The organism is Pedobacter quisquiliarum (genome assembly GCF_014642175.1).
Lineage (GTDB): Bacteria > Bacteroidota > Bacteroidia > Sphingobacteriales > Sphingobacteriaceae > Pedobacter > Pedobacter quisquiliarum.
This window is the reverse complement of sequence record NZ_BMIL01000006.1, coordinates 80,066-91,661: the sequence shown is the minus strand read 5'-3', so window position 1 is coordinate 91,661 and position 11,596 is coordinate 80,066. Positions and strand designations below refer to the sequence as shown.

Sequence of the window (11,596 nt, the reverse complement as noted above, 5' to 3'; positions counted from 1 at the left end):
GAGATTTAGTGGTAAAATTCAATAAACTATGCGTTAGATTTGTGTACTATGGAATTGACAAAGGAATCCCTTCAGAACTTACGCCAGGAATATCGATCGGCAGAATTATCAGAGCAAGATATAGACCAAAACCCCATTGAACAGTTCAAAACTTGGTTCCAGCAGGCACTTGATGCACAGTTGTACGAACCTAACGTTATGACACTGGCTACGGCTACTTCGGATGGGGTACCTTCAGCAAGGATCGTCCTGCTTAAAGGCTTTGATGAAAACGGATTTGTATTCTACACCAACTATGATAGTCACAAAGGGCGCGAGCTGGCAGAAAACCCTCGTGCTGCCCTGGTGTTCTTCTGGGCTGACCTGGAGCGTCAGGTAAGGATTGAAGGCACTGTTTCGAAAGTTGATCCATCAGTTTCTACCGCTTACTTTCACTCCCGCCCGCATGGAAGCCAGATCGGCGCAATGGTTTCACCACAAAGCCAGGTGATTAAGAGTCGTGCTGAACTTGAAAATCACATTGTAATCCTCAAAGAGAAATACGCTGAACAGGAAATCCCGCGGCCAGATCATTGGGGCGGTTATGTCGTTAAACCGACTACCATCGAGTTCTGGCAAGGTCGTCCAAGCCGTCTGCATGATAGAATCCGATACAAGTTTGTGGATGGCAACTGGATAATTGATAGATTAGCACCCTAATTTAAGCACGATGAACCAAATAGCAGTGATCGGTTCCGGGACCATGGGTAACGGGATTGCACATACCTTCGCCCAATTCGGGTACAATGTTAATCTAATTGATGTCAATGAATCAGCCTTAGTAAAAGCTTTAGACACTATCGATAAAAACCTTAATCGTCAGGTTACTAAAGGCACCTTAACTACAGATGAGAAAGCAAGTACACTTGCACGTATCACCACTTACAGCAGTCTCAAGGCAGGTGTAGAAAACGCCGACCTCGTTGTTGAAGCCGCAACAGAAAACCTCGATCTTAAGCTTAATATCTTCAGGGAACTGGATGCAAATGCACCACAACATGCCATTCTTGCGAGTAACACCTCCTCCATTTCAATTACCCACATCGCCTCCGTGACCAAACGTGGTGCACAGGTGATCGGTATGCACTTCATGAACCCAGTGCCGGTGATGAAGCTTGTTGAGGTAATCAGAGGATATGCAACGAGCGATGAAACCACGGCCAAGGTAATGGAACTATCAACCAAGCTGGCAAAAACGCCCGTGGAAGTGAATGACTATCCTGGCTTTGTTGCCAACAGAATCCTTATGCCGATGATCAATGAGTCTATTTATACGCTTTTTGAAGGCGTAGCAGGTGTTCAGGAAATTGATACCGTGATGAAGCTTGGAATGGCACATCCGATGGGCCCACTTCAACTCGCAGATTTTATTGGATTAGATGTTTGTCTGGCAATCTTAAACGTGTTACATGAAGGTTTTGGAAATCCGAAATATGCGCCATGCCCATTGCTTGTGAATATGGTTCGTGCTGGGAAGTTAGGCGTGAAAAGCGGCGAAGGGTTCTACAACTATGCTGGAGGCACTAAAGATGCGCCGGTTTCCGCTAAATTCACAAACTAACCTTTTTAGCATTCCTGCTAATTTATCCTAACTTTGCGCCATGAATGAAAATCTTGACCCATCCTCCGATAGCCTAAGCCCTAATGAGCGTGACATAGAGAAAGTACTGCGCCCGCAGGCTTTTGATGATTTCACCGGCCAGGAGAAGATCATGGAGAATTTAAAGATTTTCGTGGCAGCAGCAAAGCTTCGCGGAGAACCGCTGGATCACGTGCTTCTCCATGGCCCTCCCGGCCTTGGGAAAACCACGCTTTCACACATCATCGCTAACGAGATGAATGTAGGCATTAAGATCACTTCAGGGCCGGTGCTCGATAAACCAGGAGATCTTGCCGGCTTGCTGACCAACCTGGAAACGGGTGATGTACTCTTTATAGATGAGATCCACCGTCTCAGCCCGCTGGTTGAGGAATATCTTTATGCTGCGATGGAAGATTTCAAGATTGATATCATGCTGGAGAGTGGCCCTAATGCCCGGTCCGTGCAGATTAGCTTGAATCCTTTCACCCTGGTGGGTGCAACAACCAGATCCGGACTACTTACGGCACCGTTACGTGCCCGCTTCGGCATCAACTCCCGCCTGGCATATTACGACGCCAAACTACTGACCACAATCGTTCAGCGCTCATCAGAGATCCTGAAGACGCCAATTACGGACGAAGGAGCATATGAAATCGCCAGAAGAAGTCGTGGAACCCCCAGGATTGCCAATGCTTTGTTAAGAAGAACCAGGGATTTTGCGCAGATTAAAGGCAATGGAGAGATCGACACCGACATTGCCCGTTACGCACTTACTGCGCTTAATGTTGATGAACATGGTCTGGATGAAATGGACAACAAGATTTTGCTTACCATCATTGATAAGTTCAAAGGAGGACCGGTTGGTCTGAAGACAATAGCCACCGCGGTTGGGGAAGACGAAGGTACCATTGAAGAAGTCTATGAACCGTTCCTAATTCAGGAAGGTTACATTATGCGCACCTCTCGAGGTCGCGAGGTTACTGAAGCGGCCTATAAACATCTAAACCGGAACTACCATAGCCAATCCGGAAGGCTGTTCTAAGCGGATTATAAATCGCTTTTCACGAAAGTTAATTACAAATTCAATTCACAAAGTCCCTGCATATTAATAGCAGGGACCTGTATATCTATCTTCCGAAAACGAACCAAAGGATGAATAGGATAACCAGAATGATTGGGATAATCCACTTCATAGTAGGTCCTGCACCCTTATCGTTTTGTTCAAATACGGCTTCCTTAGAAGGTCCTGGGTCAGCTTTATGTTTATCGTAATCGTGTTCTATCGGCTTTGGCTCTGGATTAACATCCTTGCTGTTTTGCGGTTCAATATTTTCCATTTTTAGTGTTTTTATGTTTAATAGCACAACAACTTTTACATTGAAAGGTTTGTGGGCAATACGCTATCTTTGCAGTAATGAACGCAAATACCGCAGTATACAGCAAGCTGATCAAGGCTGAAGCCCTGCGACTGGGCTTCGCGCAATGCGGTATTTCCAAAGCAGCATTCCTTGAAGAAGAGGCGCCTAGACTTGAAAACTGGCTCAAACAAAGCATGCATGGCACCATGCAATACATGGAAAATCACTTTGACAAACGACTTGATCCCCGATTATTGGTAGATGGTGCACGTTCAGTGATCAGCCTAACGCTCAATTACTATCCCGAAGAAACCCAGCATGACCCGGAAGCACCTAAGATTTCTAAATACGCTTATGGGGCAGATTATCATGTTGTTATAAAAGACAAGCTGGCGAAGCTATTAGCCTACATACAGGAAAATATAGGTGAAGTTAGTGGTAGAGCCTTTACCGACTCTGCGCCGGTGCTCGACCGTGCCTGGGCCAAAAAGTCCGGTTTAGGCTGGATTGGGAAGAACAGCAACCTGATTGCTAAGAAGACCGGATCCTTCTTTTTTATCGCAGAGCTCATCATAGACCTGGATCTTGAATATGACGAAAACATCCAAACAGATCATTGCGGCAGCTGCACAAGATGTCTGGATGCTTGCCCAACCGATGCCATCATTGCACCGGCTGTTGTAGATGCCAATAAGTGCATCTCCTATTTAACAATAGAATTAAAAGATCAAATTGCACCGCAATTTAGTGGCAAGATGGAAAACTGGATGTTTGGCTGTGACATTTGTCAGGATGTATGCCCTTGGAACCGATTTTCAGTACCACATGCTGTTGAAGAATTTATACCAAAACCTGGCTTGTTGGAGATGAAAAAGGAAGATTGGCAGGACATCACGCAGGAGGTATTCAGTACCATCTTCAAAAACTCCGCGGTAAAGCGTACCCAGTTTCAAGGGCTAACCCGTAACATCAACTTCATCAAAAAGGCATAGTTAGCTTCATCAAACAGACGTCGTAAGCATCATCAAAAAGGCCAAATAAGCATCAAAAAAGGCTCCTTACAACCTTAAAGATTCATGATGTTGTCGCTTTTATTCTTGTCAGGTGTATGCGGCCCGCCTAGTAATATGCGCTTCAAGGCCTTCTTTGTAGGCACTTCAATCTTTACCGAGCTTGCACCACTTTCCCAGACACCAATGGTCCGGTGCATAGATTCCTGTGTACCATCAGCGTAAGTTAACAGCAGATCAATTGGAAGCGGTTTATTGCTTTTATTGTCAATGCGAATCTCATAGCCTGATGCTACTTTTGTAGCACCTGCAATACCCAAATCCGTTACACCTTCCTCATAAAACCACCGCTTCCAGAACCAATCCATGTTTTTCCCTGAGCCTTCATTCATGCTGTAGAAGAAATCATGCGGCATTGGATGTTTGCCATTCCAATTCTTGATGTAGTGGTGTAATGCTTTAGTAAACAAGGCCTCGCCTAAGTAGTCTTTCACAAACAGATAACCCATTGCTGGCTTCGGATAGGAGTTTGTAAAAGTACCCGCACCTTTAAGTTCAGTCGTTAAGGTTGTGATTGGCGTATCATCTTTGCGGCCGGAGGTACTGGCTGTGGGTTCAACGCCATAAGTATCTACCATCTTTGGTTCAATCATAGGACCAATTTCCCACTCCCCTATAGTGGCCCAACCTTCGTCCATCCAGGCATGTTTGGTCTCATTCGTACCCATATAGAATGGGAACATCGTATGGAAAATCTCATGTACAGTCAGTGTGATGGCATCATCACGTTCTTTTACCGGATTGTCATTTACCATCATCGGGTATTCCATCTGGTCCAGCCCATCGAAGATGGTCTCATGTGGATATGGATACGGCCATTTTGGAAACACATGGCTCATCGCATGTACCGTGTGTCTGGCAAAGTCAATCACCTCATAGTAGTCTTTGTGATTTTCGTTAAACACCGCATCTACCCTTGTACGTCTTAGACTTGCGGAATCCACAACTACACTGGTGGATTTCCATAGGTAGTGGTTGCTTACGGCAAATGCAAAATCAGGCACATACCGCGCATCAAACTTAAAGGTATTAACGCCTTTGTTCGTCACGGTTTGTTTTTCAAGATCTGCTTTTGAGATGATGTTCACGACAGAATCAACACCCTCTGCAAGTTCTAAACGCTCTGCGACCTTCTTATTAAGGACCTTGTCTGCATTTTTCAGATCACCTGTTGCCCATACAACGTAGTTTTCCGGAACGGTGATTTCTGCCTTGTAATCGCCAAAGTCATTGTAAAACTCTTCTTCTCCGGTGTATGGAAATTTGTTCCAGCCATCCAGATCATCGTAGACCGCTACTCTCGGAAAGAAGTATGCAACAAAGTATGCACCCTCGTCTACCTGACCCGTACGTACGTGTGAACCTTTGTTTAAGGTATAGCTATAAGATAGCTTGATGGTCACGCTCTTACCGGGACTTAGCCCTGCAATGTTAGCATGCATATTCGTGCCATCAATTACGTAAGCATCCGTATTCAGCACACGGTCTCCAATCTTAAGATCCTTGATTGCAACACCGGAATGTTTATCTGCTTCCGAGATTCTGGACTTCCCTGCTACACCTTTTTTGTACAAGTTTGGGTACAACTTAAACCAGAGTTGTTTAAGCGTATCCGGACTATTGTTCTGGTATTTGATTTCAACCTGACCACTGATCAACCGGGTACCGGGATTGAAGTCGACCTTCAAGGCATAAACAGCATGGTTTTGCCAGTAGTGCTTTCCTGGCTTTCCGGAAATGTCTCTGGTACCTTTATTATAGGCCCGCTGAACTTCAGCTGGCACTGGCAAGCCCTGCTGGGCAGAGGCCACATCTACGCAAAGACCTAAAAGGAAGGCCAGGAAAATCTTCTTCATTAAAGCAGCTTATTTACCGAATTTCATTTTTAACTGCTCCAGCATATCATTGGTGATATCCTTCGCTGGTTTAGGGTTGGCCTGCTTAAAGCTCGGGCGGTTTACAGGAACAGGGTTCTTCTGCACCTGCGGTGATTGTGCAGCCTGTGGTGCAGCAGTTTGTGCAGCTTCCGGCATACCAGCTTCAGCCGCTTGTTCTTTTAGTGCCGCCTGCTGTGCAAGCTTAGCTGCTTTGGCTTCATCCTTCTTCTTATTCCACCTTGCCCAGATCTCATCCAGCTTCTTTTTGGTGTATAAAGGGAAATCACCCTGTTTCATCCAGGCATAATAGCTGGGCTCGATGTCAAACACCTGCTCGCAACACTTACCCTTATGTTTACCGAAGTTGAATGTCTCCTGGTTATCTTCATTATACACCATGCGACCAGCGAAATCTACCGGTTTGTTCATGTTCGTAAACACATGAAGTGCATCTACATCATTCTGAACAGGCTTGGAAATGTTACCCTGTTTATCTTCAAAATCCATGTCCTTGTAACGTTCAAGTTGTGCAAGTAACACATGATATGTCGCCGTGATATCAGCTTCCGCAGAGTGTGCATTTACGATATCTTTATCGCAGTAAAACTTATATGCTGCTCTCAAGGTACGTTGTTCCATCTGGTGGAAGATATTCTGTACGTCCACAAACTTGCGGTCAGACATGTCGAAGTCCACACCCACGCGAAGGAATTCCTCCAGCAGAACAGGAATGTCGAAGCGGTTAGAATTGTAACCCGCAAGATCTGCATCACCGATAAAATCGGCAAGCTCCTGAGCAACCATGGCGAAAGTCGGCGCATCTTTGATGTGCTCTTCATAAATACCGTGAATCAATGATGAAGCAAGCGGAATCGGAATCTCAGGATTGATACGCATTGATTTTACAACCTCGGTACCATCTGGCATAGCCTTTAAAATAGCAATTTCAACAATTCTGTCGGAGGCTACATTTACACCAGTTGTCTCCAGGTCAAAAAAAGCAAGTGGGCGTTTTAAGTTTAATTTCATTAGAGTCTATTCTTTCTGTTTAGCGCGGTTCCCGCTGCTGTTTCATTCAAAAGTCGTAAAAATGATCCGCTTATTTCAATTTATTTGATAACCACGGGATTTCAATTATCTTCGGGCTTCTAATGCTCATTTATGATTAAACGCTTTTCAATAGTAGCACTTCTACTATTAACCTTTGGCGCAACCCACGCGCAGGATTTTCCATATGGAAAACACAACCCTTCAGATTTCTTGTCTAACAAAGCAAAAGTCGACAGCACCGCTGATGCAGAAGTCATCCGTGAATTCGGAACCGGACAAATCCAAAAGGATGACCAGACCGGCAGGCTGTACATCGACTACCACTACCATGTTAAGATTAAGATCATTAACGCAGAGGGTTTTAAGAGTGGAGACATCGAAATTCCACTCCGCATTTACAACAATGCCGCGGATGAAATGTATGATTTCAAAGCGACCAGCTACTATCACGACAACGGGAGCATTCAACAAAATGATGTCGACCCAAAGCGCGTATTCACCGAAAACAAGAACCGCTACCTAAAGCTTGTCAAATTCACCATGCCCAACCTTAAACCCGGCAGCGTAATTGAATACAGCTACAGACTTAAGCGACAAAGCATCTTCAATTTTACCAGTTGGGAGTTCCAAGGTGACATTCCGAAACAACATAGCGAGTTCATCGCGCTGATTCCTGCAAACTACAACTTCAATGTTTCCCTAAGGGGATCACGAGGACTCACCTCCCAAAACGGGGTTGTACAACGTGAATGCCTACGGATTGGTGCCAATGGCATGGATTGCTCCAAAATGACGTACATCATGAAAGATGTCGCGGCCTTTAAGGAAGAGGCCTACATGACGACTGCATCAAACTTTAAGTCAGTAATTAACTTCGAATTATCGGATGTGCACCACGCCGATGGCGGTCGTTCAAACATCACCAGAAGCTGGAAAGATGTTGATTATGAGCTTACCTCCGATCGCAGCTTCGGTGGTCAGATGAAACAAAAGGATCTTTTTGCAGCCAAGATGCCGGAGATCCTCAAAGATGCAACCGATTCCCTGAGCAAAGCAAAAGCCGTTTTCGCTTACATCAAAGACCGTATCAAATGGAACAATTACCTGGGGAAATACAGCGAAAAAGATGTCAAGAAGGCACTGGAAGCCCGCTCTGGCAATATTGGCGACATTAACCTCGCCCTAATTTCAGCGCTCAATGCTGCCGGATTTAATCCGGATGCTGTAATTCTTTCTACCCGCCAAAATGGTGTGGTGGGCGACCTTTACCCCGTAATCACCGAGTTCGACTATGTCATTGCGAAGCTAAACATCGGCGGTACGGATTACCTGCTTGATGCTTCAGAACCCCTGCTGCCTTTTGGTTTGCTTCCAATGCGATGCCTGAATGGCAAGGGACGCGTAGTCAACTTCAAGAAAGCTTCCTACTGGTTCGACATCAAAGCCAGCCAGAAAGATGCCGTTAAGTACAACCTGGTTGCAAAATTAGATACAGACGGAAAGATCAAAGGAACGCTATACACCTTTTCAAGCGGATACAACGCCTACCACAAACGGGAAAGAATTGCTGAAGCCGGCTCCATTGATGCCTACGTTCAGCAGTTTGATGAACAGAACCCATCTTTTGAGATCACCAAACACGAAGTGATCAATGTAGACAGCCTGGACAAAATACTTGAGGAGCGTTACGAAATTACCATCGACCAGTTTGAAGGTACCGATTACAGCAAGCTCTTTTATAATCCAAACTTCTTAAACCGCATCGCAAGTAACCCCTTCAAATTAAACGAACGCAGCTATCCTGTTGACATGGGTGCCGCCACGGAAACAAGGGTAAGTATGATACTCACCCTGCCGGAGAAGTTCGAGTTTGCAGAAGCCCCAAAAGACATTGCCATCGGACTTTCACAAAATGGTGGGCGGTATCAAACGGTTACTAAACTGGATGATACAATGCTGAGCTTTAGTGGCTTGCTCCAGTTGAACAAACCTGTTTATACACCTGAAGAATATCTGTCTTTAAAGGAATTCTACAGCAAAATAATCCAGCAACAAAAGATTGATTTAATTCTTCAGAAAACAAAGTAATGCGTAAAGTAGCCGCACTGGTGATGTTCTTCACCATACCCGCAATCACCACCTTGGGACAAATCGCCTACCGCGCCGCTGACATACCACCATCCCTACGTTTTGGCGCCAGCGCTGTGGTCCGGGAAAAAGAAACAACCCTGAACATGCTTAGCGCAGACAACGTCGTTTATACTGTAAGGGAAGTTGTAACTGTGTTGAATAAAGGTGGCGATGAACATGCCCTCCTCATCCTGCCCTACAACAAGAATACGGTAATCAAAAGTGCCAAGGGTCAGATCCTGGACGCACAAGGCATGTCGGTATCGAAGTTTAACCTGAGCAACTTTAACGACCAAAGCGCCGTTAGCGATTTTTCCCTATACGAGGATGACCGGTTAAAATATTACAACCCGACAATCACTTCGTATCCATTTACTATGGTCTATGAATATGAACTGCGCTTAAAACAGAACCTCATTATACCCGACTGGTACGCGAATCCGCAACCAGACCTTTCTGTAGAAAAGAGCGTGTACACCTTCAATGCTGCTCCACAGGAGAAAATCCGCATTAAAGCTTACAACTATAAAGGCGAAGCAAAGGAATCTCAGGTGGATAAGCAGAAACGCCTCACCTGGACCGTGGAGAACCTTCCCGCCTTTAAACAGGAGCCCTATGCACCCTCGCCAGACGATTATAGAACCTACGTTAAGATTGCCCCTGAGCAATTCTCTTATTACCGGACCAAAGGAAAATACAGCAATTGGGATGAGCTAGGCAAGTGGATTTATACCGACCTGATTAAAACCAGGCAGAACCTGAGTCCTGCTGTCGTAGCAGAAATGAAGTCCCTGGTTCAAGGGGTTGATTCAGATAAAGAAAAAGCGAAGCGCATTTACGAGTATATGCAGCGTAAGACGCGGTACATCAGCGTGCAAATTGGCATTGGTGGCTTTCAGCCAATGTTCTCCAGCGATGTGGACCGGCTAGGCTACGGTGATTGCAAGGCCCTGGTGAGCTACATGCAAAGCCTGCTTGCCGCAGTAGACATCCCATCCTACTACTGTGTGGTGTATGCCGGGAGCAGAAAGCAAAGCATGGATCCTGAATTTGCGAGTATGGATCAGGGCAACCACGTGATCCTGGCACTTCCGCTTGGTAATGACACCACCTGGCTTGAATGTACCAACCAGAACGTGCCTTTTGGCTTTTTAGGCGACTTTACAGACGACCGACTGGTACTTGCCTGCACAGAAAACGGCGGTAAATTGTTGCGCACGCCAGTGCTAAGTACGCAAATGAATGAAACGCACCGCAAGGCTACCCTGTTGGTTGATAAAACCGGCAGCATTACCGGAACCACCAACACCACCTATAAAGGTGCGCAATACGATACACATGAGGCGCTGATTAGAAAACCACTCTCCGAGCAAACCAAAATCCTCAGCAACTACTACGATGTAGACAATATCAATTTCAGCCAGGTAAGCGTAACCCAGGAAAAGACAGAAAAACCGGTAACTACGGAAAAATTGAACATCCGCATTGGAGCGTACGTACCGCATAGTCAACAATCTGCTTACCTGATACCAAATGCCTTCAACAGACATCCTGTTACAAAAGCGGTGTCTAACCGGAAGCTGCCCTTGCACATCAACCGGGGTTATACAGATGAAGATGAAATTAGTTATCAGTTGCCAACGGGTTACAGCATCGAGTATCAGCCAAAGGACTTTGATCTAAAGACCCCTTTTGGGCACTATGTTGCTAAAATCACAAAGAAAGGTGATGAACTGCTGTACTATCGCAAGTTCACTTTGAATGACGGCACGCACCCTGCTAAAGATTACGCTGCATTTGCAGAATTCATGAATCAGGTTGCCACGGCAGACAAGGCAAAAGTTATTCTTAAGGTAAATTAACTCAAGAAGATAATGCCCGCGGCTATGGCCAGAATCATCAATACATACATGAGGATCTCTGTTACCGCAAATTGCTTCTTCTTGGTCCAGAAAGATGTTTCGTCTTCAGGTTGTGGTTTCATAGTTAATTGTTAACTGGTCCGGCTTTTACGATCGCCCGCTGGAAGGCAGGAAGCGATAAGTCTTCTACAATAATGCCTCTGCTTGGCGATGCGTGTACAAAAGAATCGCCGTTGAGGTAAATACCGACATGGTCAATCTCGCCGCCGCCAAATGAAAAGAAAATCAGGTCACCTTCTTTAAGCTGACTCATATTTTTATCCTTAATTACAGCTGCCTGGTCCTTAGAACGTCTGGGCAGCTGTTTTCCGTAGATATCACGCTGCACCAGGTAAGTGAAGCCTGAACAATCTATCCCACGTTTATCCAAACCGCCCAGCCTGTATTTCGTGCCGGCCCATTCGTTTATGTACCTGTAAAGCTGTTTATTCTTCAAACTGGCCATGGCTTCTGCGGCTTTTGCCGCTTTGGTATTCGATGGCGCATAACGCTTTGCGCTACATGCGGTAAAGAAGACCGCTACAAGTAGCATAAAGGCAACTTTATGTAAGTTTGTTATCTTCATAAT

Annotated in this window: 11 protein-coding genes; 6 read left to right on the top strand and 5 right to left on the bottom strand. The window is 45.5% G+C overall.

The annotated features are described in order from the left end of the window. Nucleotides 1-48 precede the first annotated feature (48 nt). Genes pdxH through ruvB form a run of 3 tightly spaced genes read left to right on the top strand, consistent with a single transcriptional unit; the run spans nucleotide 49 to nucleotide 2,663 of the window. A complete protein-coding gene (gene pdxH, locus IEW69_RS10050; protein ID WP_188626724.1) occupies nucleotides 49-699 on the top strand; it encodes a pyridoxamine 5'-phosphate oxidase in 651 nt (216 codons plus the stop codon). A 10-nt stretch (nucleotides 700-709) separates the two neighbouring features. After that, nucleotides 710-1,600: a 3-hydroxyacyl-CoA dehydrogenase family protein gene (locus IEW69_RS10045; protein WP_188626723.1), complete on the top strand. Its 891-nt coding sequence runs from the start codon at nucleotides 710-712 to the stop codon at nucleotides 1,598-1,600. 40 nt (nucleotides 1,601-1,640) lie between these two features. Then, on the top strand, nucleotides 1,641-2,663 hold the full coding sequence (ruvB, locus tag IEW69_RS10040; protein ID WP_188626722.1) for a Holliday junction branch migration DNA helicase RuvB: 1,023 nt from the start codon (nucleotides 1,641-1,643) through the stop codon (nucleotides 2,661-2,663). Between the two features lie 85 nt (nucleotides 2,664-2,748). On the opposite strand, the gene IEW69_RS10035 is transcribed toward ruvB, so the two are convergent. Further along, nucleotides 2,749-2,958 (bottom strand): hypothetical protein, encoded by a 210-nt coding sequence (locus tag IEW69_RS10035; protein WP_188626721.1) that lies wholly within the window; start codon nucleotides 2,956-2,958, stop codon nucleotides 2,749-2,751. A 77-nt stretch (nucleotides 2,959-3,035) separates the two neighbouring features. Here IEW69_RS10035 and queG point away from each other — a divergent pair, with 77 nt between their 5' ends. Beyond that, nucleotides 3,036-3,971, top strand: coding sequence for a tRNA epoxyqueuosine(34) reductase QueG (queG, locus tag IEW69_RS10030; RefSeq protein WP_188626720.1), 936 nt, complete (start codon nucleotides 3,036-3,038; stop codon nucleotides 3,969-3,971). A 74-nt stretch (nucleotides 3,972-4,045) separates the two neighbouring features. On the opposite strand, the gene IEW69_RS10025 is transcribed toward queG, so the two are convergent. Both IEW69_RS10025 and IEW69_RS10020 read right to left on the bottom strand, forming a co-directional pair. Then, nucleotides 4,046-5,905, bottom strand: a complete 1,860-nt coding sequence (locus tag IEW69_RS10025; RefSeq protein ID WP_188626719.1) for a M1 family metallopeptidase — start codon at nucleotides 5,903-5,905, stop codon at nucleotides 4,046-4,048. 9 nt (nucleotides 5,906-5,914) lie between these two features. Beyond that, nucleotides 5,915-6,955: a 3'-5' exonuclease gene (locus IEW69_RS10020; RefSeq protein ID WP_188626718.1), complete on the bottom strand. Its 1,041-nt coding sequence runs from the start codon at nucleotides 6,953-6,955 to the stop codon at nucleotides 5,915-5,917. Nucleotides 6,956-7,087: 132 nt separating this feature from the next. Here IEW69_RS10020 and IEW69_RS10015 point away from each other — a divergent pair, with 132 nt between their 5' ends. Further along, on the top strand, nucleotides 7,088-9,064 hold the full coding sequence (locus IEW69_RS10015) for a transglutaminase family protein (RefSeq protein WP_188626717.1): 1,977 nt from the start codon (nucleotides 7,088-7,090) through the stop codon (nucleotides 9,062-9,064). Further along, entirely contained in the window at nucleotides 9,064-10,968 is a 1,905-nt protein-coding gene (locus tag IEW69_RS10010) for a DUF3857 domain-containing transglutaminase family protein (RefSeq protein ID WP_188626716.1), read from the top strand. Before IEW69_RS10015 ends, IEW69_RS10010 begins: the two co-directional genes overlap by 1 nt. Here the strand turns inward: IEW69_RS10010 and IEW69_RS17005 are convergent. Further along, nucleotides 10,965-11,090 (bottom strand): hypothetical protein, encoded by a 126-nt coding sequence (locus tag IEW69_RS17005; protein ID WP_262890770.1) that lies wholly within the window; start codon nucleotides 11,088-11,090, stop codon nucleotides 10,965-10,967. The two genes, IEW69_RS10010 and IEW69_RS17005, sit on opposite strands and share 4 nt — an antisense overlap. 2 nt (nucleotides 11,091-11,092) lie before the next feature. Beyond that, entirely contained in the window at nucleotides 11,093-11,593 is a 501-nt protein-coding gene (locus tag IEW69_RS10005) for a C40 family peptidase (protein ID WP_188626715.1), read from the bottom strand. Nucleotides 11,594-11,596: the final 3 nt, after the last annotated feature.